Here is a 26,245-nt window from a genome sequence, read left to right as displayed (position 1 = left end):
ATGACGCTGATGAGCAAGCTCAAACATTTTTTTCTGCAATCAGCCGGCTGGCTTTTTTATCTCAGTCTGCTGATGGGCCTGGCCTTGATGCTGCCCACGTCCACATTCGACTCCGAGTCGAAGGACTTCATTTTCCTGATTGGCGCCGTGGGTATCTGGCGCTACTCGATGGGTGCAACGCATTTTGTGCGCGGCATGATTTTTCTCTACATCGTTTACCCGCACCTGCGTCGCAAAGTACGCAAGCTGGGTAAGGCGGCGGACCCGTCGCATGTGTTCCTGATGGTCACCAGTTTCCGTATCGACGCGCTGACCACTGCGCAGGTCTACAGCTCGGTGATCCGCGAAGCCATCGACTGCGAACTGCCGACCACCGTGGTCTGCTCGATCGTGGAAATGTCCGATGAGCTGCTGGTCAAGGCGCTGTGGGCGCGAATGAATCCGCCAGACCGCGTGAAGCTCGACTTCGTGCGCATTCCCGGTACCGGCAAACGTGATGGCCTGGCCTATGGTTTCCGCGCGATTTCCCGCCATTTGCCGGACGACCGCGCCGTGGTAGCCGTGATCGATGGCGACACCGTGCTCGGCGAAGGCACCGTGCGCAAGACCGTGCCGTGGTTCCAGCTGTTCGGCAACGTCGGCGGCCTGACCACCAACGAGTTCTGCGAAGTGCGCGGCGGCTACATCATGAGCGAATGGCACAAGCTGCGTTTCGCCCAGCGCCACATCAACATGTGCTCAATGGCCCTGTCCAAGCGCGTGCTGACCATGACCGGTCGTATGTCGGTGTTTCGCGCCACCGTGGTGACCAACCCGGAATTCATCGCCGACGTGGAAAGCGACTCGCTGCAACACTGGCGTCTAGGCCGCTTCAAGTTTTTGACCGGCGACGACAAGTCCAGCTGGTTCAGCCTGATGCGCCTCGGTTACGACACTTTCTACGTGCCTGACGCAGCGATCAACACCGTTGAACACCCGCCGGAAAAGAGCTTCATCAAGGCCAGCCGCAAACTGATGTTCCGCTGGTACGGCAACAACCTGCGGCAGAACTCGCGAGCACTGGGCCTGGGCGTGAAACGCCTCGGCGCCTTCACCTCGGTGGTGCTGTTCGATCAGCGCGTATCGATGTGGACCTCCTTGCTTGGCCTGACCGTGGCGATGATCGCCAGCTTCAAGTACGGCACCGCGTTCATCCTCGTTTACCTGCTGTGGATCGGCATCACCCGCCTGATCCTGACGTTGCTGCTGTCGTGTTCCGGTCACCGCATTGGCCCGGCTTACCCAGCGATTCTGTATTACAACCAGATCGTCGGTGCGCTGGTGAAGATCTACGTGTTCTTCCGCCTCGACCAACAATCCTGGACTCGCCAACCCACTTCCCTGACCCGTGATCTCGCCAGCTTTCAACGTTGGTTCAACACCTGGTCGTCTCGGACCATGACCTTCTCCGCCGGCAGCATTTTCGTCGCCGTGCTGCTGATGATGGTCTGACCTGCCCCTATTGAATTAACAAGGAAATCGCCCCCATGAATACCGCCGTCAACGCCAACGTAGTGCATGAATCCGAAGCCCAACGCCAACACGCCCGCGTGAAAATCCCGGCCAAACTACGCTTCTTCGGTCCCGACCGGACGCCGGTCGAAGCGCGGGTCCTGGACCTGTCCGCCGGTGGTCTGGCGTTTAACGCCGGGCAAATGCCACTGACCATTGGCCAGGTGTACAAGGCGCGTCTGCAATTCGTCATCGACAACCTCGGCATCGCCATGGACGTTGAACTGCAAGTGCGTTCCTTCGACCGCCAGACCGGCCGTGCCGGCTGCCAGTTCCAGAATCTGGAGCCGCAGGATATTTCCACCCTGCGCCACCTGATCACTTCGCACCTGGCCGGCGACATCGTCAGCATCGGCGAAGTGCTGGCGACCCTGCAGCGCGACAACTTCACCAAGGCACGCAAGGTCAAGGACGGCGGCTCCGGCATGACCCCGTTCGGGCGCCTGAAAGCAGTGACCTTCAGCGCCGGTATCTTCGCGGTCGGCCTGGTCGCGGCGGGCTTCATTTTCAAATCGGTATACGGCATGTACTTCGTCAGCCACGCGCAGGCCGGTCTGGTCAGCGTACCGGGGATGAACATCACCATGCCGCGTGACGGCACCGTGCAGAGTCTGGTCAAGTCCGACGGCGTCGCGGCCAAAGGTGCGCCACTGGCGACCTTCAGCACCAGCATGCTCGACGTGCTCAAGGGTCATCTGGAAGAAGATCAATTGTCGCCGGCCAAGGTTGAAGAACTGTTCGGCAAGCAAATGACCGGCACCCTGACTTCGCCGTGCGATTGCACCGTGGCCCAGCAACTGGTGGCGGACGGTCAATACGCGAGCAAAGGCGACGTGATCTTCCAACTGGTGCCGCGCAACACCCAGGCCACCGTCGATGCGCGCTTCTCCTATCGCCAGTTCGGCGACGTGCGTCCGGGCACCCCGGTGAGCTTCCAGATCGCCGGCGAAGACAAGACCCGCACCGGCAAGATCGTCAGCAGCACCAGCCTGAAAAGCGCCGACCTCTCCTCCGACATCCGCGTACAGATCCAGCCTGACGAGCCGCTCGACAGCAGCTTGGCCGGCCGCCCGGTGGAAGTGAACAGCGACCGTGGCCCGAACCTGAACTGGCTGATCGACAAAGCCATGGCTGCCGGTCTTTAAGTCGAGGATATGCCTGTGACTACTCCTATCTTCAACACACCGTCGACCCTGTGGGAGCGAGCCTGCTCGCGATGGGAGCGCCGCGGTTTGTCTGATGTACCGAGTTGCCTGAATCGCAAGCAGGCTCACTCCTACATGGGAACGGTGTGTGCCTTGGCATTGGCGGTGAGTCTGGCCGGTTGCGCCGGCCTGCCCGATCAGCGTCTGGCCAACGAAGCGCTCAAACGTGGCGACACCGCCACCGCCGCGCAGAATTATCAGCAACTGGCCGATCTCGGTTACAGCGAAGCGCAAGTCGGCCTCGCCGATATCCAGGTCGACAGCCGCGACCCTGAGCAAATGAAACAGGCCGAAGCGACTTACCGCGCCGCTGCCAGTGTTTCGCCGCGCGCTCAGGCGCGTCTCGGTCGCCTGCTGGTAGCCAAGCCGGGTTCCACCGAAGCCGAGCACCACGAAGCCGAAAGCCTGCTGAAAAAAGCCGCCGCCAATGGCGAAGGCAACACGTTGATCCCGCTGGCGATGCTGTACCTGCAATACCCGCACAGCTTCCCCAACATCAACGCCCAGCAGCAGATCGATCAGTGGCGCAAATCCGGCTACCCGGAAGCGGGTCTGGCGCAGGTGCTGCTGTATCGCACCCAAGGCACCTACGACCAGCACCTGGATGATGTGGAAAAGATCTGCAAAGCCGCACTCAACACCACCGACATCTGCTACGTCGAACTGGCCACGGTCTATCAGAAACGTGCCCAGCCAGAGCAACAGGCCGAATTGATCAAGCAGATGCAAGCCGGCTACAGCCGTGGCACCGTCACCGCTCAACGTGTTGATTCCGTCGCCCGCGTATTGGCCGATTCGACCCTCGGCAAGACTGACGAGAAAACCGCGCAGTCGTTGCTCGAGCCGATCGCTCCGGGTTACCCGGCGTCGTGGGTGACCCTCGCACAACTGCTCTACGACTACCCGGAACTGGGCGACGTCGACCAGATGATGAAGTACCTCGACAACGGCCGCGCCGCCGACCAGCCACGCGCCGAGTTGTTGCTGGGCAAGCTCTATTACGAAGGCAAACTGGTCCCGGCCGACGCCAAAGTCGCCGAAGAACATTTCCAGAAAGCCGTCGGCCGTGAAGTCGCCGCCGATTACTACCTCGGCCAGATCTATCGCCGTGGCTACCTGGGCAAGGTCTATCCGCAGAAAGCCCTCGACCACCTGCTGACCGCTGCGCGCAACGGCCAGAACAGCGCCGACTTCGCCATCGCCCAGCTGTTCTCCCAAGGCAAAGGCACCAAGCCCGATCCGCTCAACGCCTACGTGTTCAGCCAATTGGCCAAAGCACAAAACACTCCGCAAGCCGATGAGCTGGCGACCACCCTCGCCGCGCAACTGCCGCCCGAGCGTCTGGCCGAAGCCCAGCGTCTGCTGCAACAAGAGCAAGCCAGCCGTGGCGCTCTAAACCCGAACACGCTGCAACTGCACGCCCTGCAAGAAGAAGACGGCGAGGAAAAATTATGAAGTTGAATCCATTCGTGAAGGCCGGCATTGGCCTTTCGTTCGCGCTGATCTGGTCTTGCCCGACACTGGCCGCGATGACTGAAACCAAGAACTTCGGCCTCGAAGTGAAAGTCACCGGCCAGTCCGAAGACGACCGTGACCTCGGCACCGCCAAGGGCGGCGACGTCAACGGCGTCGGCCTCGACCTGCGTCCGTGGATCTACGGCGAAAGCGGCGCGTGGAGCGCCTACGCCATGGGCCAGGCGGTGACCTCGACCGACATCATCGAAACCGACACCCTGCAACAATCCGACGGTGAACAAGCCACCGACAACAGTGATCGCAAAACCAAGAAAAACTACCTGGCGATGCGTGAGTTCTGGGTCGGTTACAGCGGCCTCACCCCGTACCCGGGCGAGATGCTCAAGTTCGGTCGCCAGCGTCTGCGCAATGACGACGGCCAATGGCGCGACACCAACATCGAAGCGCTGAACTGGACCTTCGACACCACCCTGTTGCGCGCCAACGCCGGTGTCGCCGAACGCTTCAGCGAATACCGCACCGACCTCAAAGAGCTGGCGCCGAAAGACAAGGATCGCCTGCACGCCTACGCCGATGCCGCTTACCAGTGGACGCCAGGGCAATGGGTCGGCATTCGCGGTCATCACACCCACGATGACGGCAAACTCGATTACGCCGAGCCGGGCGTCCCGCGCGACTCGCTGGATAAAACCCAGAACGGTGACATCAGCTGGCTCGGCCTGACCGCCGACAGCGACGCCTACAACTGGCGCAACACCAACACCGTCAACTATTGGGGCAGCATCACCGGCATGAGCGGCGACCGTGACACGGTCAACGCCCTCAACGCCGATGGCTCGCGCCCGGCACAAGCCAAGCGCAGCGAAGACGTCAACGGCTGGACCACCGACATCGGTGTGCGCCTGCGCCTCGATCCGCAATGGCAAGTCGGCGGTGCCTACGCCCGCGCCAGCGCCGATTACGAGCAGAACGGCCTGGAAAGCAACCGCTCCAACTACACCGGTACCCGCTCGCGGGTTCACCGTTTCGGTGAAGCGTTCCGTGGCGAAATGAACAACATGCAAACCGCAACGCTGTTCGGTTCGTGGATGGTCAACGACGAGTACGACGCCAGCCTGATCTACCACAAGTTCTGGCGTGTCGACGGCAACAAGCCGGTGGGCAGCAACGGCATCAACGCCGTGGAAAACAACACCGACGACGCCACCGGCGCGATCCTCTCCAGCACCTCGCTGCCGCTTGAAGACGGCAACAAGGATCTGGGTCAGGAGATGGACCTGGTCGTCACCAAGTACTTCAAGCAAGGCCTGTTGCCGGCGGCGTTGAGCCAGTCGATCGACGAGCCATCGGCCCTGGTGCGCTTCCGTGGCGGTGTGTTCAAACCGGGCGATGCCTACGGCAAGCAGGTTGATTCGTACATGCACCGCGCGTTCATCGACGTGATCTGGCGCTTCTGATGCAAACCGCCAAGGGAGTGCCCGACATGATCAGCACCAGGACAGGCTCACTCAGCCTGCTGGCCGGCGCGATGCTGCTGGCCAGCGCCAGCACCTTCGCGACTGTGGAGCCGGTTAAACCGGTGACCACCGCGAAAGAGTTGCAACAAGCCAAGACCTACACGGTCAGCAGCGCGCCGACCGAAGCGCTGAACCTGGCCGCGCCGAAACTGCCGGACATTTCCGGCTACACCGCCGAAGCCGCTGCGGCGAAAATCGTCCGCAGCAAAGCAGGCAAAGTCAGCGTGCGCCGGATGATGCAGGAAGACGCGCTGAAGGACTTTATCGGCGGCGACAACAAGATGGCCGAATGGGTGGTGCGTCAGCACGGCATCCCCCAGGCGATCTTCGTCGATGACGGCTACATGAACCTCAAAGACCTGGCGCAGAAACTGCCCAAGCAGTACTTCAGCGAGACCTCGCCGGGCGTGTACCTGTCGAAGCTGCCGATCGTCGTCGGCCGTAAAGGCATCCTCGAAATCGACGGCCAAACCCAGGAATTGCGCCTGTCGCAAGAGGCCGGTTCGTTCCTGGTCAACGACGGCCAACTGTTTGTGCGTGACACCAAAGTCACCGGCTGGCGCGAAAAGGACAACGGCCCGGCGACTTTCCGTACGCCGAAGGAATTCCGTCCGTTTCTGCTCGCCTGGGGTGGCACCGAGACCTACATCGTCAACAGCAAGATGGCCAGTTTCGGTTACGCCAACAGTAAGTCGTACGGCGTGAGTATTTCCCAGTACACGCCAAACATGGCCAAGGTCCTCAAGCGTCCTGAACCGACCGGCTGGATCGTCGGCTCCGAGTTCTCCGACATGTGGTACGGCTTCTACTGCTACGAGACCCGCGACTTTGTGGTCAAGGGCAACACCTACAAAGACAACATCGTCTACGGCATCGACCCGCACGACCGTTCCCACGGCCTGATCATTGCCGAGAACACCGTGCACGGCACGAAGAAGAAGCACGGGATCATTATTTCCCGTGAGGTCAACGACAGCTTCATCTTCAACAACAAAAGCTACGACAACCACCTCTCGGGCCTGGTGATCGACCGGAACAGCGTCAACAACATCATTGCCTACAACGAGATCTACAAGAACCACACCGACGGCATCACGCTCTATGAGTCCGCCGACAACCTGCTGTGGGGCAACAAGGTCATCAGCAACAAGCGCCACGGCATCCGCATTCGTAACAGCGTGAACATCCGCCTCTACGAAAACGTCGCCATGGCCAACGGTTTGACCGGCGTCTACGGCCACATCAAAGACCTCACCGACACCGACCGTGACATCAAGCTCGACCCGTTCGATGCGCAGGTGTCGCTGATCGTCGTTGGCGGTGAGCTGGCGGCCAATGGCAGCGGCCCGCTGTCGATCGATTCACCGTTGAGCGTCGAGCTGTATCGCGTGTCGATGCTGGCGCCGACCAAATCCAGCGGCATCAGCTTCAACGGCATCCTCGGCGAGCGCCAGGATGAAATTCTCGACCTGCTGGTGCGCCAGCAGAAAGCCGTGCTGATCGACCCTGTCGAACGCCAGACCGAAATGCAGGACTGAGGATAATTTTATGCACCCACACTTGATCAAATTACTCAGCCTGTCGGCCCTGACCGTGGGCATTCTCGCGGCCAGCAACGGCGCCCGTGCCGACGAAGGCGCCGCCGCCACGCCGCCAAAATTCAGCGCCGAACCGTGCTGCAACCTGTGCCCGGCGGCGCATGACGCGAAGAACTACACCACGCGTTATCAGCAAAACTTCACCACCCTGGTGCAAGCGCAAGGCGACTGGTTGTTCCGCACGCAGGAAGATTTGCGCACCGAATTCAACACCACCCCGGCCGGCTACAAGCGCCTGCAACAACTGCACGATGCGTTCAAGGCCAAAGGTGTCGAACTGGTGATCGTTTACCAGCCGACCCGTGGCCTGGTGAACCGCAACAAGCTCAACCCGCAGGAAAAAGCCGCGTTCGATTACGAGAAAGCACTGGGCAACTACAAGACCATGCTCGGCCGTTTCGCCAAGATGGGTTACGTGGTGCCAGACCTGTCGCCGCTGACCAACGAATCGCTGCCGGACACCCTGCCCGCCCACGATTTCTACTTCCGCGGCGACCAGCACTGGACCCCTTACGGCGCACAGCGCACGGCGAAAATTGTTGCCGAGAAGGTCAAGCAGATCCCGGCCTTCGCCGACATTCCCAAGCGTGAATTCGAAACCAAGCGCTCCGGGCGCATGGGCAAGACCGGTACCTTGCACAACATGGCCGGGCAACTGTGCGGCACCAGTTACGCGATCCAGTACATGGACCAGTTCACCACCGAGCCGAAAGGTGAGGCTGGCGATGGCGACCTGTTCGGTGATTCCGGCAACCCGCAAATCACCCTCGTCGGTACTTCGCACAGCGGCAAGAACTACAACTTCGCCGGCTTCCTCGAAGAAGCCATCGGCGCTGACATTCTCAACGTCGCCTTCCCCGGCGGTGGCTTGGAAGGTTCGATGTTGCAGTACCTCGGCAGCGACGAATTCCAGAAGACCCCGCCGAAAATTCTCATCTGGGAATTCTCGCCGCTGTACCGCCTCGACCAGGAAACCATCTATCGCCAGATGATGTCTCTTCTCGACAACGGTTGCGAAGGCAAAGACGCGCAAATGTCCGCGAGCACCACGCTCAAGCCGGGCAGCAAACAAGAACTGCTGGTCAACAGCAAGAACCTGAACCTGCAGAACAGCAGCCATCAGGTCGACATCCGCTTCGCCGACCCTTCGGTGAAAACCCTGCAAGCCACCCTCTGGTACATGAACGGTCGCCACGAGGACATCAAGATCGAGAAACCGGAAACCTCCGACACCGACGGTCGTTTCGCCTTTGAGCTGCGCACGGACGAAGACTGGGCCTCGCAAAACCTGCTGGCGGTCGAAGTCCAGGGCCCGGAAGCGGGCACCGCGCCACAGAAAGTCGAAGCGAAAATCTGCAAACGCAACGTATTCCCGGGCGCTGGGCAACAAACCGCTCAGGTCGGGCAATGAGGTCTGCTATGCGAAACTCGAAACTGAAAACTCTTTTAGCGCCGACGCTGCTCGGGCTGGCAATCTTCGCCGGCACCGCGCAGGCCGCCGCGCCACTGCGTCCACCTCAGGGCTATTTTGCGCCTGTGGATAAATTCAAGACCGGTGACAAAAGCGAAGGCTGCGATGCGATGCCGACGCCGTACACCGGGCCGCTGCAATTTCGCAGCAAATACGAAGGTTCGGACAAGGCCCGCGCAACGCTGAACGTGCAGTCGGAAAAAGCCTTTCGCGACACCACCAAAGACATCACCACGCTGGAACGCGGCACCGCCAAACGGGTGATGCAGTTCATGCGCGACGGTCGCCCGGAGCAGCTCGATTGCACGCTGAATTGGCTGACCGCGTGGGCCAAGGCCGATGCGTTGATGTCGAAAGACTTCAACCACACCGGCAAGTCGATGCGCAAATGGGCGCTGGGCAGCATGGCCTCTTCGTACATTCGCCTGAAGTTCTCCGACTCACATCCGCTGGCGCAGCATCAGCAGGAAGCGCAGTTGATCGAGGCATGGTTCAGCAAAATGGCTGACCAGGTCGTCAGCGACTGGGACAACCTGCCGCTGGAAAAAACCAACAACCACTCGTACTGGGCCGCCTGGTCGGTGATGGCGACTTCGGTCGCGACCAACCGCCGCGACCTGTTTGACTGGGCAGTGAAGGAATACAAGGTTGGCGTCAACCAAGTCGATGCCGACGGCTTCCTGCCGAACGAACTCAAGCGCCAGCAACGCGCCCTCGCCTATCACAACTACGCCCTGCCGCCGCTGGCGATGATCGCCAGTTTCGCCCAGGTCAACGGTGTCGATCTGCGTCAGGAAAACAACGGCGCGCTGAAACGTCTCGGTGATCGAGTGTTGTCGGGGGTGAAAGACCCGGATGAATTCGAGAAGAAGAACGGCAAAGAGCAGGACATGACCGATCTGAAAGAGGACATGAAATTCGCCTGGCTCGAACCGTTCTGCACGCTCTACACCTGCCCGCCGGATGTGATCGAGAAGAAGCACGGCATGCAGCCGTTCAAGACCTTCCGCCTGGGTGGGGATCTGACCAAGGTCTACGACCCGTCGCATGAGAAGGGCAACAAAGGCTCATAAAGCAAAAGCCCCTCACCCTAACCCTCTCCCAAAGGGAGAGGGGACTGACCGAGGTGGCTGTACGAGTTACGCCGAAAGGAAATACCGAGTTGATCTCAGGTGTTGAAAAACAATCGAGATCAGGCTGCACAGAAATACCGAGTCGATCTCAGGTGTTGAAAAACAACCGAGATCAGGCTGCAAGGAAATACCGAGTCGATCTCCATTTTTGAAAACCATGGAGATCAGGCTCCCTCTCCCTCCGGGAGAGGGCGGGGGGTGAGGGCAAGTTTTCAAGGCCCGGCACAACCCTGACAGAAACACCGTTTCACCCCTCCACGACCACGGGGGGTTTGGGGGGGCTTTGGCCCTTGACTGTTGGTTCAAACATGGAGAGATCGGGATGGTATTTTCATCCAACGTGTTCCTGTTTCTGTTCTTGCCGATCTTTCTCGGCTTGTACTACTTGAGCGGGCAACGCTATCGCAACCTGCTGCTGCTGATCGCAAGCTACGTGTTCTATGCCTGGTGGCGTGTGGACTTCCTCGCGCTGTTCGCAGCTGTCACGCTGTGGAACTACTGGATCGGCCTTAAAGTCGGTGCCGCCGGTGTGCGGACCAAACCGGCGCAGCGCTGGCTGTTGCTTGGCGTCGCGGTTGACCTGTGCATCCTCGGCTACTTCAAGTACGCCAACTTCGGTGTCGACAGCATCAACGCGATGATGACGTCGGTCGGTCTTGAGCCGTTCATCCTCACCCACGTGCTGTTGCCGATCGGTATCTCGTTCTACATCTTCGAGTCGATCAGCTACATCATCGACGTGTATCGCGGCGACACCCCGGCCACGCGCAACCTGATCGACTTCGCGGCGTTCGTGGCGATTTTCCCGCACTTGATTGCCGGCCCGGTCCTGCGTTTCCGCGACCTCGCTGACCAGTTCAACAACCGCACGCACACCCTCGATAAATTCTCCGAGGGCTGCACGCGGTTCATGCAGGGTTTCATCAAGAAGGTCTTCATCGCTGACACCCTCGCGGTGGTCGCTGACCATTGCTTCGCCCTGCAAAACCCGACCACCGGCGATGCCTGGCTCGGCGCGCTGGCCTACACCGCGCAGCTGTATTTCGACTTCTCCGGCTACAGCGATATGGCGATTGGTCTGGGCCTGATGATGGGTTTCCGTTTCATGGAAAACTTCAAGCAGCCGTACATCAGTCAGTCGATCACCGAGTTCTGGCGCCGCTGGCACATCAGCCTGTCGACGTGGCTGCGTGACTATCTGTACATCACCCTCGGCGGTAACCGTAAAGGCACGCTGATGACCTATCGCAACCTGTTCCTGACCATGCTCCTCGGTGGTCTGTGGCACGGCGCGAACATCACTTACATCGTCTGGGGCGCGTGGCACGGCATGTGGCTGGCGATTGAAAAGGCGCTGGGCCTGAACACCTCGCCGCGCAGCCTCAACCCGATCCGCTGGGCGCTGACCTTCCTGCTCGTGGTCATGGGCTGGGTAATCTTCCGTGCCGAAAATCTGCACGTTGCCGGGCGCATGTACGGCGCGATGTTCAGCTTCGGCGACTGGTCGCTGTCGGAACTCAATCAGGCCAGCCTCACCGGCCTGCAAGTGGCGACTCTGGTAGTGGCGTACGTGACGCTGGCGTTCTTCGGTCTGCGCGATCTGTACACCAATCAACCGCCAGCCAAGACCAAGCCTGAAGTCAACGTCGAGGCCAACGGCCCTGCCACCGCGACCCCGGGAATGATCAAAGCCGCACCCGGCGAAAACCCGGCGAGCATCCATGAACCTGGCTACACCGTCGGCGTCGAAGCCCAGGTGCAACCGGCTTACTGGACGGCGGACTGGTCCCGTTACGTGATGCGCGGTCTGATCCTGCTGCTGTTCATCGCCTCGATTCTCAAACTCTCGGCGCAAAGCTTCTCGCCGTTCCTTTACTTCCAGTTCTGAGGGATCTGACATGACCCGCTCATTACGCATCTTCTACATCGCCCTGTTCCTGGTGACCCTGTTGGTCCTTGGTTTGTGGTCGGTTCGCAGCTTCTTCGGTTTCAGCACCAATGCCGACGCTACGGTGCTCAATGGCCGCTGGACCAAGGCTGTGGAAACCCACTACGACGATGAATTCCCGATCAAGCGTCTGGGCACCAATCTCTGGGCCGCGCTGGATTTCAAACTGTTCAACGAAGGTCGTCCGGGCGTGGTGCTCGGTCGCGATCAGTGGTTGTACAGCGATGAGGAATTCAACCCGATCGTCAACGAAGAGCTGAACCTGCAAGGCAACTACGCGCTGGTCGAAGGCGTGCGCCAGACCCTGAAAGCGAAAGGCGTGAAACTGGTGATGGCGATCGTGCCGGCCAAGGTTCGTCTGTACCCGGAGCATCTGGGTGAAGTGAAACCGGCGAGCATCCACGAAAACCTCTATCAGGATTTCCACCAACGTGTGGCGGCCGACAAGATCCTCGCCCCGGACCTGCTCAAGCCATTGCAACAGGCCAAGCAGAACGGTCAGCAAGTGTTCCTGCGGACTGACACCCACTGGACGCCGGAAGGCGCCGAGATCGCAGCCAACACCCTGGCGAAAACCATCGCCGACAAGTTCCCGCTCAGCGGCGAGCCGCAGCGCTTCGTCACCACGCCAGCCGAGAAGGTCACGCACAAGGGCGACCTGCGTCTGTTCCTGCCGCTCGATCCGCTGTTCGAAAACCTGATGCCGGCGCAAGAGCCGCTGCAAAAACGCAATACCGTCGCAGCGGGCGAGCAGCCTGCCGGTGACGACGCGCTGTTCGCCAGCAATGAAGTGCCGGTGGCACTGGTCGGCACCAGCTACAGCGCCAACCCCAACTGGAACTTCGTCGGTGCGCTGAAGCAAGCGCTGCACAGCGACGTGGTGAGCTACGCCGAAGACGGCCACGGCCCGATCCTGCCGATGCTCAGCTACCTGAAAAGTGATGACTTCAAGAACAGCCCGCCACAGGTGCTGATCTGGGAGTTTCCTGAACGTTATCTGCCTGTGAACAACGAAATCGGCGACGCCGACCCGCAGTGGGTCGCAGAGCTTAAACAAGCCGGTGCTCGCCAACAAAACGTAGCCATCAACACTAAATCCGAGACGCCCGATCGGGCGCAAAACTGAAAGAGAGGTACACCATGACTTTCACTACTACTCCTCGTCGTCTCGCTAAAAGCTTCGCACTGGTTGCTGGCCTCAGCGTGCTTTCCGTGCCTGCCTTCGCCGGTGGCGACGCCGCGCTGTACGGCCCGACCGCACCGAAAGGCTCGACCTTTGTGCGTGTCTATAACGCCAGCAACGCTGAAGTCAGCGCCACTGTCGGCAGCACCAACCTGAGCGACGTTGCGCCACTGGCCAGCAGTGACTTCAGCTTCATGCCGGGCGGTGATTACAGCGCCAAAGTTGGCAGCCAGACCCTGCCGGTGAAACTCGCCGGTGACCACTACTACACCCTGGTCAACAACGCTTCCGGCGCGCCGCAATTGATTGAAGAGCCGCCGTTCAAGAACAAGCAGAAATCCTTGGTGCGCGTACAGAACCTCAGCGACAAGCCGCTGACCCTGAAGACCGCCGACGGCAAGACCGATGTGGTGCCGAACGTGGCCGCCAAGGGCCGTGGCGAACGTGAAATCAACCCGGTGAAAGTCAGCCTGGCGCTGTACGAAGGTGACAAGAAAGTCGGCGACGTCAAACCGGTCGCCCTTGAGCGAGGTGAAGCCGCGGTGCTGTACGTCACCGGCAGCGGCAGCAGCCTGTCGCCAGTCTGGGTGAAACGCCCGGTATCGACTCGCTAACAAATTTCCCGAACTGACGCAGTGCCCCATGTGGGAGCGAGCCTGCTCGCGAATACGGTCTGACATCCAACATCAATGTCGACTGATACGCCGCTTTCGCGAGCAGGCTCGCTCCCACCCTTGACCGGGTTGTCAGTTCGGATACGAGACAAAAACAAGAGTGAAACGACACAGCGTTCGTGCCTCTAACCAATCGATTTTATGGAGTAAACAATATGATTCCGGTGATCTTGTCAGGTGGTAGCGGTTCGCGTCTCTGGCCGCTTTCGCGTAAGCAGTTCCCTAAGCAATTCCTCGCCCTGACCGGCGAACACACCCTGTTCCAGCAGACCCTCGAGCGCCTGGTGTTCGAAGGCATGGACACCCCGATCGTGGTCTGCAACAAGGATCACCGCTTCATCGTCAACGAGCAGTTGGCCAATCGCAAACTGGAATGCCAGCGCATCCTGATGGAACCGTTCGGCCGCAACACTGCGCCAGCCGTAGCGCTGACTGCGATGATGCTGGTCAATGAAGGCCGTGACGAACTGATGCTGGTACTGCCGGCCGACCACGTGCTGGAAGATCAGAAAGCCCTGCAACGCGCATTGGCTCTGGCCACCGTCGCTGCCGAAAACGGCGAAATGGTCCTGTTCGGCGTGCCGGCGACCAAACCGGAAACCGGTTACGGCTACATCAAATCCACCGGCGATTCGCTGCTGCCAGAAGGCGTCAGCCGCGTCTCGCATTTCGTCGAAAAACCTGACGTCAAACGTGCCACCGAGTACGTCGAATCCGGCGGCTACTATTGGAACAGCGGCATGTTCCTGTTCCGCGCCAGCCGCTTCCTCGAAGAACTGAAAAAGCACGACCCGGACATCTACGACACCTGCCTGCTGACCCTCGAACGCAGCCAGCAGGACGCCGACACCATCACCTTCGACGAAGCCACCTTCGCCTGCTGCCCGGACAACTCCATCGACTACTCCGTCATGGAAAAAACCCAGCGCGCCTGCGTCGTGCCGCTGACCGCTGGCTGGAGCGATGTCGGTTGCTGGTCGTCGCTGTGGGAAGTCAACGAGAAAGACGCCAACGGCAACGTCACCAAAGGCGATGTAGTGATTCAGGACAGCAAGAACTGCATGATCCACGGCAACGGCAAACTGGTGTCGGTGATCGGTCTGGAAAATATTGTGGTGGTCGAAACCAAAGACGCCATGATGATCGCCCACAAAGACAAGGTTCAGGGCGTCAAGCAGATGGTCAACACGCTCAACGAGCAAGGCCGCAGCGAAACCCAGAACCACTGCGAGGTCTATCGTCCGTGGGGCTCGTATGACTCGGTGGACATGGGCGGGCGTTTCCAGGTCAAGCACATCTCGGTAAAACCGGGCGCGTGCCTGTCGCTGCAGATGCACCACCACCGCGCCGAGCACTGGATCGTGGTCAGCGGCACTGCTGAAGTGACCTGCGATGAAAACGTGTTCCTGCTCTGCGAGAACCAGTCGACCTACATCCCGATCGCCTCGGTGCACCGCCTGCGCAACCCGGGCAAGATCCCGCTGGAAATCATCGAAGTGCAATCGGGTTCGTACCTGGGTGAAGACGATATCGAACGTTTCGAAGATATCTACGGCCGCTCCACCCCGATCGAACGCGGCGTGTCGGTGAAGACCATCGCGCAATAACTGATCGATAAAACAAGAAGCCCCCGTCCAGCCTGCTGCGTCCCCTATCCGCAGCGGGTTGGGCGGGGGCTTTTTTTTAAAACGCTACCGAGCTGAACAGTGTTGCCCTTTTTTTTTTCGACAGCGTCCCGATTGATCAATACGAAGTATCGCTGACTGACAGTTTTTTCCTCCGTGTTGAGTCATGAGGACAGGAGCGCGAAAATCTCTTTCCCCGATTCAACATTTTTACGCGGCGCTGATGTTTATGCTTTGCGAATCTCGCCACATCGATTCAGGCAGTTGTTTTACCCGTGTGGGCGTGCGCGGACGGTAACCGCTTGCTTGCTCATCGTCCTTCGCACCTTCGGTTTCTCCATCACACTGGCAAAGGACTTCGATCCTCCGAACAGTTTTCGTTCTCTGGAATAAACCCCGATCGTTGCCGCCCCCTGACTGCTCTGATAGTGGATATCCCAAGACTTGGTTTTGGGTTCGTACTTCATGAAAGCGAAAGCAGTTAGTTGGGTTACGACCTTGCCACCTTCATTATCGAAGCCATAGTCCATGTATTCCATGGCCACACTCATGCCCATTCCATGATCGGCTGATGACAAGCGATTGTATTGGTCTGCCTCTTTATTACCCTCAACATGCCGTACCCTCAAAGTGTTGTCATTCAGCTGATCGACGGTCAGCGAGCAACCACTGAACCCGGGCGTAAAAACGTATTCGGGTTCGGTCCCCTTTGGATGCATCGGTATGTCGATATAACCACCCTGAGCCACCCAATAACCTGACACGGCGCTGGATTGGTCAGGTATTTCCCCGCCAGGAATATCGACAACCTTGATCGCATTGAACTCTCCGCGTACAGGGCCGCTGTAACTTATTCGCTGCATGGAAAATATCAAGCTGGCGCCACCCTGCTTCTTCGCAAGTTGCGAAGCGATGTCCTTGGAATACCCAGCCTTTTGGGGCATGAACAAGTCGGTATTGACGGTCTGTTGACTGAATTGCGGAACCGTTAACGCCTCGCGAATATTGGTCGCTTTGGCGGTGAACGACACCGAGTTGTGCGCTTTACCTGCATCAACAGGAACCGCCCCTGGAATGTCACGATCCGCGCCGACCGCGAGCACTGGCGTCCATAAACCGTTGGCCTGTTTTTTTCGGGTTTCGGCTCCATCCGCATCCTTGTAAGTCAGCGGATTGTTGCGCACCATCCGGTACAGATTAAGACCGTCGATAGCACCCGCCGGATCCGGGTTAAGCCACCGCTGCAAGCCAGGCATGTAATAGCGATAACCGTAGCAGTACAGCCCCGTCGCATCCCGTTCCTTGCCCGAATAACGAATGGTTTTGTAACTGACTTCGGTGTCCTTGCTCCACGCCGTCTCACCGAAGGGATCAAAGGTTTCCTGACTGATAATCCGGGCATCCTTGCCCAGTTCCAGACTGGTCGATCCCAAATGATCAGTAAGGCTGTAGCGATAATGGTCATTGGCACTACCGGGCAGTGCACTTTCCCAATGCAGCACGCGCACACTGTTGAGTACACCCTCGGCGATGATCACTTGCAGCTGTTCTGCAGTACCGGTGTTGCTGCGCAGTTCCAGTCCTGGCAAATAGCGCACGTCGTAAACCAGGCCACGGATGTTTGTCTGCAACGAGCGAGTTTTGCGCACCCTCAAGCCTCCACCGTCGTAGACATATTGTTCAACATCATTGCGCTCATCGCCCCGCTCCACAGGAGTCACCGACTGCAGTTGATTACGCAGACTCCACATCAGTGGCCGCCCAGGCTCCAGTGCCCGCAGGTTGCCTCGGGGATCGAATGCCGCCGTGATTTCATCTTCCGTGGGCGGAACATCATCTCTGTAAGGTAGACAGCGATTGCTGAAAAGAGAGGCTTTCATCTTGCGACCGTTACGCACGCCGACATGAGTCAACTCCAGCAGGTTGCCGGACTCGTCGTAGCGGTAGGTCTGGCGGTAGTTACTCAGCGCCGCCGGATCGAAACGTTGAATGGAGGCTGGGCCTTGGCTCGCAGAGCCCGCCTCCCAGCCGGTTGCATCCCTCAGCTGATAAAGGCTGTCGTAGTTGAAACGACTGATCGGATCGATGCGTTGATTGGCGAAATAGCGGATCGGCAGGGCCTTGTCCTCAATGCTCAGTACGTTGCCCATCGCATCATAGTCATAGAGCAAATGTTGCAATGCTTCACCAGCGCTGTTGGCGGCGTAGCGCTTCAGCAAGCGACCGTCTTCGGGTCGATAAGTCAATGTCGTCACGACGCCATTAATCGCCCGTTCGTATTCGACTTGCCCCTGCGCGTTATAGCGGATATCGCTCACCAGCGTTCGCGGCTCAGATTGGTGCTTCAATTGCAGGTGACTGGCCCGTAAGCGCCCATCGAGTGACAATTCACTGCCTTGGCGATTGCCCCGTGCATCGAGCTGGTCGATCACTTGGCCCAGCGGCCCGAAACGCCATAGGGTTGTTGCTCCCTCGCCGGGTTCCAGTAACCGGCTCCGTTCAGCCACCGATTCGGGCCAGTCAGGAGTCGCCGGATCCTGCGTGAATTGCCGGATGTTTTCAGTGCATTGACCGCTGATGGCAAAGGCTTCCAACAACACGCTGCCCGCCGGGTCGTCATGGCGAAGTAGTTGCCCGAGCTGGTTGCGGACCGGGTCAGCGACGCCGGGCTGGCCGTACAGGAAACGTTCGACGCAGCGTCGCGGTTGGGTCTGTCCTTCTTCGAATACCACCATCGGACGCAACAACTGATCGTATTGCACTTCGCGCGTGGTACCGCGGCTGTCCCACTCGAACAGCGCTTGCTGAGCGAGCCCGGGCAAGGCGATTTGCCTTCCGGCATCAACGCTGTCCGAGCGCAGTACTTGTCGGCTCAACGCAAACACCGTGGTCAGGTTGGCGCGGACCAGCGGACCGTCTGCGTGCAGGGCCCATAACCGCGGATCCCACTGAGCGACCGGCCGCCCCGCCGGATCATGAAAGGTGCGGTGCACCAGAGCCTGAGCCGGGCCAATCTCTTCGCTGCGCCAATAATCGACCGTACGTATCGACAATCCACGCGGGTCGCGCACCAGCAGTGACGGTGTTTTGCTATGCACGCCCACGATATCCCTCCGCACCATAGCGTCCTTTTTGTCTGCCAGTAGCAAAGCAACTCGAGGCGCACATGCCAACTGTCAGAAATTACAGTCCCGACCAACGGTGCAGTGGTTTGACAGCCGAATGTCCATTCCGACAGCCCTTCGGTAGGATGGTGTGCACGAACTCAAGGAGCGTTCCAACATGTTCATCGGCATTCTGCTGGTCATCACCTGGTTGATCCTGCTGTTGCGCTACCCGGCCAAGGCCCTGCCGGTGTCGGTGGCGGCGGCGATTGGCCTGGGTTTCGTGGCCATGTGGGTGGTGTGGCTGGACAACCGCGAGATCAAGCAACTGGCGCGCCTTGAGATGCGTATTGCCTACGCCCCCGAACAATGCCCGGCCGATCGTCCGCTGCAACTGAAAATGAAGAACGGCAACGACGTGCCCCTGACCGAACTGCGCTGGCGCATCGCTGCCTACGCGCCGGGCGACACGGTCAATCTGGCCGACAACCAATACACCGCCCCGCGCTATCGTGGCCCCGGCGAATTGCAGGCCGGCGGCGAATGGGAAGACTGCCTGCCGATGCCGCCCCTGCGCCCCGGATATCGCCCGCAAACCCTGGAGTTTCGCGCCGAGCGATTGCAGGGTAGTTTCTCCGACTGATCCCCTCCCCCGATTTTTTGCACAAGGAATGCGCCATGCCCGTTGCGTTGATTACCGGTTGTTCCAGCGGCATCGGCCGCGCCCTCGCCGATGCGTTCAAAACCGCCGGATACGAAGTCTGGGCCAGTGCGCGCAAGGCTGAAGACGTGGTGGTACTGGCGGCAGCCGGGTTCACTGCGGTGCAACTCGACGTCAACGACAGCGCGGCGCTGGAACAACTCGCCGAGCGGATCAACCAGCAACACGGCGGCCTCGATGTGCTGATCAACAACGCCGGCTATGGCGCTATGGGACCGCTGCTCGACGGCGGTGTGGCGGCCATGCAGCGCCAGTTCGAAACCAACGTGTTTTCGATTGTCGGCGTCACCCGCGCGCTGTTCCCGGTGCTGCGCCGGGCCAAGGGGCTGGTGGTGAATATCGGCAGCGTTTCAGGGGTTCTGGTCACGCCGTTCGCCGGTGCGTACTGCGCCTCGAAAGCGGCAGTGCATGCTTTGAGCGATGCCTTGCGCATGGAACTGGCACCGTTCGGCATTCGCGTCATGGAGGTTCAACCGGGGGCAATCCAGTCGAGTTTTGCCAAGAACGCCGGGCATGAAGCCGAACAGTTGATCAATGAACAATCGCCGTGGTTTCCACTGCGTGAAGGCATTCGCGCGCGGGCCAAGGCGTCGCAGGACAAGCCGACCCCGGCCAGTGAGTTTGCCGCTGAACTGTTGAAGGCTGTGCAGCAGAGCAAACCGCCACGCTTGATCCGCATTGGTAATGGCAGTCGGGCGTTGCCGTTGTTGGCGGCGTTGCTGCCTAAAGGGTTGCTGGAGTCGACATTGATGAAGCGGTTCGGGTTGCGCGCAAAGCTCTGAGACCGGGTTGACGCTTTCGCGAGCAGGCTCGCACACATTGGATATCTGTCATGCCGAAGGTCCCCTGTGGGAGCGAGCCTGCTCGCGAAGAGGCCAGATCAGCCAACACTCATCCCCAGCCTTTCATGAAATCAATGAACGCCCGCACTTTCAGCGGCAAATGCCGGGTGTCCGGGTACAACGCATACACCCCCTGCTGCGCAAACCGGTAATCCACCAGCAAACGCTGCAACCGCCCCGCTTCGAGATCGTCCTGAATCAACCATTGCGGCAAAATCGCCACACCTTGCCCGGTCAATGCAAAGGCCCGCAGCGTTGCCGAGTTATCCGCAACAATCGCGGTGTTCCCCGGTTTAGGCTGATAGAAATGCTCCACACCGGCCGGATCGCTCACGGTCATTTCCGGCACCCGCCCATGCCCTAACGTCGGCATCGACTCCAGCGTTGCCAACGTGGCCACCGGCGCAAAGCGTTCGACCAACCCCGGCGCCGCCACTGCAAACACTTCGAACGTCGACAACTGCACTGCACGCAGATTGGAGTCGTGCATGCGCCCCAGACGAATCGCCAGGTCAAACCGTTCGGAAATCAGATCGGCATGGGTCGATGATGTGGACAAATGAATATTCAGTTGCGGTTGCTGCTGGCGAAACACTTCCAGCGCCGGCACCACCTGGGCCAGAGCAAACTCGACAGTCGTGGTGATGCGCAAGGTGCCCTTAAGCTGAGCGTGCTCCGAACGCGCCTCTTCGATCGCCAGCCGCGCCTCATCCAGTGTGCGCAAACAGCGTCGATAAAAGCGCTCACCGGCATCGGTCAGCGCCAGTTGCCGCGTATTGCGGGTGAGCAAGGTCACGCCCAGTTCTTCCTCCAGGCGCTTGAGGTTGAAACTGACCACGGCGCGCGTTTGCCCCAATGTGTCGGCAGCAGCCGTGAGTGACCCCGCCTCGACCACCGCTTTGAAGGTGTCAAACCGATCCAGACTGACCATATCCAAAGCACTCTTTGTCAAAATGATTTTGACAAACTAGCAGCCAAACCAGCGTTTTCCTATGACCCGAAGCGCCCTACCCTGCACGTCTCATCACAGGGAAGCTGCCATGGCTTATCGCTCGAAAGTCGCGCTGGTGTATTTGTTGGGCTTCGCGCTCGACTTGCTGAACATGTTCGTCGCCAGCATCGCCTACCCCGACATCGCGCAACAATTGCACGCCTCGGTGACGCAACTGGCGTGGATCAGCAACGCCTACATGTTGGGCCTGACGCTGATCATTCCGCTGAGCGTGTGGCTGGCGACCCGGATCGGCGAGCGGCGCTTGATCCTCGCCTCGCTGCTGCTGTTCGGTGTGGGCTCGGCACTGGTGGCGCAGGCGGGATCGATTGAAAGCCTGATTGCCTGGCGACTGCTGCAAGGCCTCGGTGGCGGACTGCTGCTGCCGGTGGGCCAGGCCTTGGTGTATCGACAGTTCCCGGCGACGCAACGCGCGCACTTCACCGGAGTGGTGTTGCTGGTGGCGCTGCTGGTGCCGGCACTGTCGCCGGCGGCCGGTGGACTGATCGTTCAAGCGCTGTCGTGGCGCTGGATTTTTTACCTGAATCTGCCGGTGACACTGCTCGCACTTGGGCTTGGCCTGCTCTGGTTGAAAGCCGATCAACCGTTGACTGAACGCCCGACGCTGGACGCGCGCGGCCTGCTGCTGGCCGCCTTGGCGCTAAGTTTACTGTTGATCGCCATCAGTCTGTTGAGCGACGCCGACACCCGTAACCTCGGCATCGTTGCCCTGCTGCTGAGCCTTCTGACCCTGTGCATTTACCTGCGCGATGGCTGGCGCAAACCCGGCGCGATCCTCGACCTGCAACTGATCAAGAACCCGTCGTTGCGTCTGGCGATGCTGATCTACCTGTGCGTGCCGGGGGTGTTCACCGGCACCCACATGATAGCCGTGCTGTACCTGCACAACCTCGGTGTCGGCGCGGCACAAACCGGCGCGCTGATGCTGCCGTGGGCAGTCGGCTCGGGCGTGGCGATCATGCTTGGCAAGCGCAGCTTCAACCGCCTCGGCCCCAAGCCATTGCTCAGCGCCGGCATGCTCGTGCAATGCCTGGGCATCGTTTTGCTGATGCGCAGCGAACAACTCGCCAGCACGCCGCTGATCATTGCCTATGCCCTGATGGGGCTGGGCGGTAGCCTGTGCAGCGTCACCGCGCAGACTTTGGCCTTTGTTGGCATCGCGCCAGAAAAAATGGGCCACTCCAGTGCCCTGTGGAACATCAATCGTCAACTCGGTTTCTGCCTCGCGGCGGCGCTGCTCGGTTCACTGCTGGGCGCCTTGGGCGGTGTTGGTTTCCAAGCCTGTTTTATCGCTGCCGCGCTGCTCACGCTGTTGCCGATGGTCGCCGTCCTGCGTTTCGACTCGACCCACGTGCTCGCGCTATTGAACCCGACTACCCTTGAGGAAAAAACTGCATGAACGACGCCACGCCCTACCTGGACGAAGTGATCCAGGCGCACGAAGCCATCGAACGATGGTTTGCCGTAGAAGAAGATGACGCCGCGTTGCAGCGCTTGCTGGCGCGTTTTTCGCCACGCTTTTCCATGGTGACGCCGTTGGGCCGAGCCCTGGATGTCGATGCCTTGCGCGTGCTGTTCCGAGCCGCAGGCGGACAGAAGAAAGGTTTCAGAATCCAGCTCAGTGAGTTACGTGTGATTGCTTTGCATCAGCGCGGCGCGACGGTGAGTTACCGCGAACAGCAGAGCGATGCGAGCGGTGTGCACACGGATCGGCGTTCGACCGTGGTGTTTGAAAAACTCGAAACCGGGCGGGTGTTGTGGCTGCATTTGCAGGAGACGTTTTGCGCTGAGTGATTGCTCGGTGTTGGTCTGAAATACCGAGTCGCCCCCATTCGCGAGCAGGCTCGCTCCCACATTTGAAATGCATGACCTCTGTGGGAGCGAGCCTGCTCGCGAAAGGAGCCACACGGTCTGTCAGTTAACCACCGTGCTCTGATTCACCACCACCGTGCAGGTAATCCCCGCTGCCAACAGCACCCCATCCGGCACTTCATCAATATGAATCCGCACCGGCACCCGCTGTGCCAGTCGTACCCAGTTGAACGTCGGGTTTACATCGGCAATCAGCTCGCGGCTTTCCGGGTTGTCGCGGTCATAAATGCCGCGCGAGATGCTCTCCACGTGGCCCTTGAGCACTTCGCCGCTCATCAACTGCATGTCGGCCTTGTCACCGACTTTGACGTGGGGCAGTTTGGTTTCTTCGAAGAAGCCGTAAACCCAGAACGAGTTCATGTCGACCACGGCCATTTTCGCCTCGCCGATGCGCGCGTAGTCGCCGCGATGCACATTGAGGTTGGTCACATAACCGTCGACCGCCGCGCGTACTTCGGTGCGTTTGAGGTTGAGTTCGGCGGCTTCCAGTTGCGCCTGAGCGTGTTGGTAATCGGCCAGGGCGGCGTCGGCGATGTTGCTGGCGTCGTCGCGGTTTTCCTTGGAGATCACCAGGTTGTCGAGGTCGGCGCGGCGATGGGCATTGACCTTGCGCATCTCCCACGTCGACTTGCGCGAGGCAACCAAAGACTGTGCTTGTTTGACGGCGATGCGGTAATGCTCAGGGTCGATCTGCATGAGCAGATCGCCCTTCTTCACCAGTTGGTTGTCGCGCACCGGCACGTCGATGACTTCACCGGTGACGTCGGCGGCGACGTTGATGATGTCGGCGCGTACCCGACCATCGCGGGTCCACGGCGTGTTCATGTAGTGCTCCCACAGCGTGCGGCCGATCCACAACGCCAGGGCCAGCACCAACAGGGTTGCGAGCAGGCTGAAAAACTTTTTCATCACGATGTTCTCAACGGTAGACAGTCAGCGCCATGGCGCCGAACAGACAGGTAAACAGACTCAGACGCAACAGCGCCGGGTGCCAGAAGAAGCGGTACAGATCGAACCCCGACAAGAAGCGGTCCACCGCCCAGGCCAGTGCCGCAGCGATGAAAAACATCAAGGTCATGGTCGGCATGTACACGCCGTGGAAGGCGATTTCACGAGGCATGGGCAAGTCCTTCGGGCTTGGCGACGGCGTAGGCAGCGAGTGGAGATTGCGGGTCGAGCAGCGAAGTGCGGATGAAGTGCAGATAGCTCTTCACCCGACGCAATGCTGAGGTATCGAAGTGCGGCGCGAATGGCTCATCGGTCGCCGCCACGCGACTGATCGCATGATCGACAGCGACCAGTGCGCGTTCGAGATTGCTGGCGTTCGGTTGCAGAAACAGCCGCACCAGCGCGCGACCCATTACGCGGATCGCCTGGCGCCACGGTTGCGATTCGGCATAGGCCGGGTGCACCGGCAAAATCGCCTGCTCCTTGCGCAGCTCGATGATTGCGTGGCCGACTTCCAGGACCACGAACATCCAGCGCAGCAGGTTCTTCTGTACCTTCGGCTGCCCGGCCGCGAGACCGTAAGCCTGATGCAGCAAATCACGGGTGCGACTCTCGAAACTCGACGCCAGGCCTTTGAGCTTGCCGCTGATCGCGTAAACCACTTGGCCACGCAGATCCTGCTCCAGACGCCTCCACAACCAGCGGCTGTTCGGCGGCAGGATAATCGCCCCCGCCGCCGCGCAGACCAGCATGCCCATGACCATGGCGATGTAGTCGTTGATAAAGGTGTAAGGGTTGTAGATCGTGAGGTTGTCCGGCACCGAACCGGTGCTGAAGAAGATCAGCAAACCTAGGCCGACACCGGCGTATTGCGGGCGCGACGTGAGGAACGAACCGAGCACGATCACCGGCGCGAGCATCACGCACAGCAGCGGGAAACCATCGATCCACGGGAAGATGAAAAACATCTCGACGAAGCCGATCAGCGCACCGAGGAAGGTCCCGCATGCCATCTGGAACGCCATGCGTTTCGGGTTCGGCGTAGCAGCCGAGAGACCCACCGTGGCGGCGGCGATCAGGGTCATCGTCGCGCCACTTGGCCAAGCGGTCGCGACCCAATAACTGCCCAGCACAATGAGGATGAACGAGGCGCGAATCCCCGAAGCCGCTGCCGCCCACCAATTGGTTTGCGGGGTGAATGGTTCGTCCCAGCGCTCGCGCTCGTGGCGGTGATCGGCCAATGACGCGTGGGTCTGTGCATAACTGTGCAGGTCGTCGACGAAGCGATACAGCAGTTCGTACGCAGTGTGGAAATCCAGTTGTTCGGCGTCGCTTGGATCGGTTTCCTGGAAGATTGCTCGCAAGCTTCGAACCCGTGCCGGCAGCCCCTCCTTGTAGGTCGCCAGCGCTGTCGCCAAACGGGCGGCGTCGGGGCTGGTAAGGGCACGACCACTGAAGCCGTCGAGCACTTCGGCGAGATCCTGCAGACCCGGTCTGATCGCGGCAACCACATGTTCTTCGCCATTGCCGCGCAAGCGTTCAAGCAACTGATGCAGCGCGTTGAAGCGCGTGGTGATGCCCATGAATTCGCTGTTCAAACGGCTCAGGCGACCGTTGCGCCGACGCATGTGCGGGTCTTCGAACACGGTCACGCTGCGCAGCCCTTCCAGCCCCACGGCTTCGGCGATAAAGCGCACGTTACTCGCCTCAAAAGACTCGGCTTTGCTGCGCCCGCGCAGGCCATCGGTGACGAACAGCGCGAACACGCCGAAGCGCTGATACAAGGCGTTGCGCATGGCCGCGCTGGCGGTTTGCGGCAGGATCGCGGCGCTGATCAGGGTCGAGCAGAGAATCCCCAGCGAGATCTCCAGCACTCGCCAAACCGCTGCCATGAACGCGCCGTCCGGGTGCGCCAACGCGGGTAATCCGACCATCGCCGCGGTGTAGCCGGCGAGGACAAAACCATAGGCGCGGAAGTTGCGGCAACGTGCGGCACCGGCCGAGCAGATGCCGACCCAGATCGCCAGCGAACCGAGGAACAGCTCGGTGTTTTGCGCGAACAACGCGATCAACGTGACCATCATCGCCGACCCGGCCAACGTGCCGAGGAAGCGATAGAAACTCTTGGCAAACACCTGGCCGCTCTGCGGCTGCATGACGATGAACACGGTGATCATCGCCGTGCGCGGTTGCGGCAATTCCAGGCGCATGGCCAGCCACAGCGTGAGGAATGCGGCGATCAACACCTTGAAGATGTAGACCCAGGTCACGCCATCGCTGCGCGCCCAGTCGAAGAAACCACGGCGCCATTCCAGGGAGTAGAGCCAGCGCAGAGGTGCGGGCAAGGGGGTCATTTAATTGTGCT

Annotated in this window: 20 protein-coding genes; 15 read left to right on the top strand and 5 right to left on the bottom strand. The window is 59.9% G+C overall.

All coding sequences use genetic code 11. The features are described from left to right. The first annotated feature begins 9 nt into the window (after positions 1–9). The 11 genes from alg8 to HU754_RS06215 all read left to right on the top strand — a co-directional run bounded on the left by alg8 (position 10) and on the right by HU754_RS06215 (position 15,363). Positions 10–1,491 (top strand): mannuronan synthase, encoded by a 1,482-nt coding sequence (alg8, locus tag HU754_RS06265; protein ID WP_161986611.1) that lies wholly within the window; start codon positions 10–12, stop codon positions 1,489–1,491. Between the two features lie 35 nt (positions 1,492–1,526). Continuing rightward, positions 1,527–2,696, top strand: coding sequence for an alginate biosynthesis protein Alg44 (locus HU754_RS06260; RefSeq protein WP_034154564.1), 1,170 nt, complete (start codon positions 1,527–1,529; stop codon positions 2,694–2,696). Positions 2,697–2,705: 9 nt separating this feature from the next. Continuing rightward, a complete protein-coding gene (algK, locus tag HU754_RS06255) occupies positions 2,706–4,211 on the top strand; it encodes an alginate biosynthesis TPR repeat lipoprotein AlgK (protein WP_189661611.1) in 1,506 nt (501 codons plus the stop codon). Beyond that, positions 4,208–5,689, top strand: a complete 1,482-nt coding sequence (locus HU754_RS06250; RefSeq protein WP_186625017.1) for an alginate export family protein — start codon at positions 4,208–4,210, stop codon at positions 5,687–5,689. The genes algK and HU754_RS06250 overlap by 4 nt, the downstream gene beginning before the upstream one ends. Positions 5,690–5,715: 26 nt before the next feature. After that, positions 5,716–7,287 carry a mannuronan 5-epimerase AlgG gene (gene algG / locus HU754_RS06245; RefSeq protein ID WP_186625009.1) on the top strand — a complete coding sequence of 524 codons (1,572 nt, stop codon included), beginning with the start codon at positions 5,716–5,718 and terminating at the stop codon, positions 7,285–7,287. Positions 7,288–7,297: 10 nt separating this feature from the next. Beyond that, the gene (locus HU754_RS06240) at positions 7,298–8,758 is read left to right on the top strand and encodes an alginate O-acetyltransferase (RefSeq protein ID WP_038357618.1); all 1,461 of its coding nucleotides are present in this window, start codon (positions 7,298–7,300) and stop codon (positions 8,756–8,758) included. A gap of 8 nt (positions 8,759–8,766) precedes the next feature. Continuing rightward, positions 8,767–9,891 (top strand): mannuronate-specific alginate lyase, encoded by a 1,125-nt coding sequence (locus HU754_RS06235; protein WP_186625003.1) that lies wholly within the window; start codon positions 8,767–8,769, stop codon positions 9,889–9,891. Positions 9,892–10,273: 382 nt separating this feature from the next. After that, positions 10,274–11,839 (top strand): MBOAT family O-acyltransferase, encoded by a 1,566-nt coding sequence (locus tag HU754_RS06230; protein ID WP_093436261.1) that lies wholly within the window; start codon positions 10,274–10,276, stop codon positions 11,837–11,839. 10 nt (positions 11,840–11,849) lie between these two features. Then, the gene (locus HU754_RS06225; protein WP_186624995.1) at positions 11,850–13,025 is read left to right on the top strand and encodes an alginate O-acetyltransferase; all 1,176 of its coding nucleotides are present in this window, start codon (positions 11,850–11,852) and stop codon (positions 13,023–13,025) included. 14 nt (positions 13,026–13,039) lie between these two features. Then, complete coding sequence (locus HU754_RS06220) at positions 13,040–13,696, top strand: alginate O-acetyltransferase AlgF (RefSeq protein WP_007914291.1); 657 nt, start codon at positions 13,040–13,042, stop codon at positions 13,694–13,696. A gap of 215 nt (positions 13,697–13,911) precedes the next feature. Beyond that, positions 13,912–15,363, top strand: a complete 1,452-nt coding sequence (locus HU754_RS06215) for a mannose-1-phosphate guanylyltransferase/mannose-6-phosphate isomerase (RefSeq protein WP_007914094.1) — start codon at positions 13,912–13,914, stop codon at positions 15,361–15,363. Positions 15,364–15,650: 287 nt separating this feature from the next. Here the strand turns inward: HU754_RS06215 and HU754_RS06210 are convergent, their stop codons facing one another. Beyond that, entirely contained in the window at positions 15,651–18,485 is a 2,835-nt protein-coding gene (locus tag HU754_RS06210) for an RHS repeat domain-containing protein (protein WP_186624993.1), read from the bottom strand. A gap of 178 nt (positions 18,486–18,663) precedes the next feature. Between HU754_RS06210 and HU754_RS06205 the strand changes: the two genes are divergently transcribed. Further along, complete coding sequence (locus tag HU754_RS06205; protein WP_093436253.1) at positions 18,664–19,128, top strand: multidrug transporter; 465 nt, start codon at positions 18,664–18,666, stop codon at positions 19,126–19,128. A gap of 35 nt (positions 19,129–19,163) precedes the next feature. Further along, on the top strand, positions 19,164–19,988 hold the full coding sequence (locus HU754_RS06200) for an SDR family oxidoreductase (protein WP_186624991.1): 825 nt from the start codon (positions 19,164–19,166) through the stop codon (positions 19,986–19,988). 109 nt (positions 19,989–20,097) lie between these two features. Here HU754_RS06200 and HU754_RS06195 read toward each other — a convergent pair whose 3' ends face one another. Beyond that, positions 20,098–20,979: a LysR family transcriptional regulator gene (locus HU754_RS06195; protein ID WP_186624989.1), complete on the bottom strand. Its 882-nt coding sequence runs from the start codon at positions 20,977–20,979 to the stop codon at positions 20,098–20,100. A gap of 109 nt (positions 20,980–21,088) precedes the next feature. Between HU754_RS06195 and HU754_RS06190 the strand changes: the two genes are divergently transcribed. Together HU754_RS06190 and HU754_RS06185 are read left to right on the top strand one after the other, a co-directional pair. After that, positions 21,089–22,459, top strand: coding sequence for an MFS transporter (locus HU754_RS06190; protein WP_186624987.1), 1,371 nt, complete (start codon positions 21,089–21,091; stop codon positions 22,457–22,459). Next, entirely contained in the window at positions 22,456–22,854 is a 399-nt protein-coding gene (locus HU754_RS06185; RefSeq protein ID WP_186624985.1) for a DUF4440 domain-containing protein, read from the top strand. The genes HU754_RS06190 and HU754_RS06185 overlap by 4 nt, the downstream gene beginning before the upstream one ends. A 120-nt stretch (positions 22,855–22,974) precedes the next feature. On the opposite strand, the gene HU754_RS06180 is transcribed toward HU754_RS06185, so the two are convergent. From HU754_RS06180 to HU754_RS06170, 3 genes are read right to left on the bottom strand one after another with little or no spacing between them, the layout of a single operon-like run. Further along, positions 22,975–23,841: an efflux RND transporter periplasmic adaptor subunit gene (locus HU754_RS06180; protein WP_186624983.1), complete on the bottom strand. Its 867-nt coding sequence runs from the start codon at positions 23,839–23,841 to the stop codon at positions 22,975–22,977. Positions 23,842–23,851: 10 nt separating this feature from the next. Then, positions 23,852–24,052: a DUF1656 domain-containing protein gene (locus tag HU754_RS06175; protein WP_007914106.1), complete on the bottom strand. Its 201-nt coding sequence runs from the start codon at positions 24,050–24,052 to the stop codon at positions 23,852–23,854. Further along, positions 24,042–26,234 (bottom strand): FUSC family protein, encoded by a 2,193-nt coding sequence (locus tag HU754_RS06170; RefSeq protein WP_186624969.1) that lies wholly within the window; start codon positions 26,232–26,234, stop codon positions 24,042–24,044. The genes HU754_RS06175 and HU754_RS06170 overlap by 11 nt, the downstream gene beginning before the upstream one ends. Positions 26,235–26,245: the final 11 nt, after the last annotated feature.

The sequence above is a fragment of the Pseudomonas zeae genome (assembly GCF_014268485.2).
In the GTDB taxonomy this organism is placed as follows: domain Bacteria; phylum Pseudomonadota; class Gammaproteobacteria; order Pseudomonadales; family Pseudomonadaceae; genus Aquipseudomonas; species Aquipseudomonas neuropathica.
Note: the sequence above shows the minus strand (reverse complement) of the source record. Positions and strands in the feature narration are given on the sequence as shown.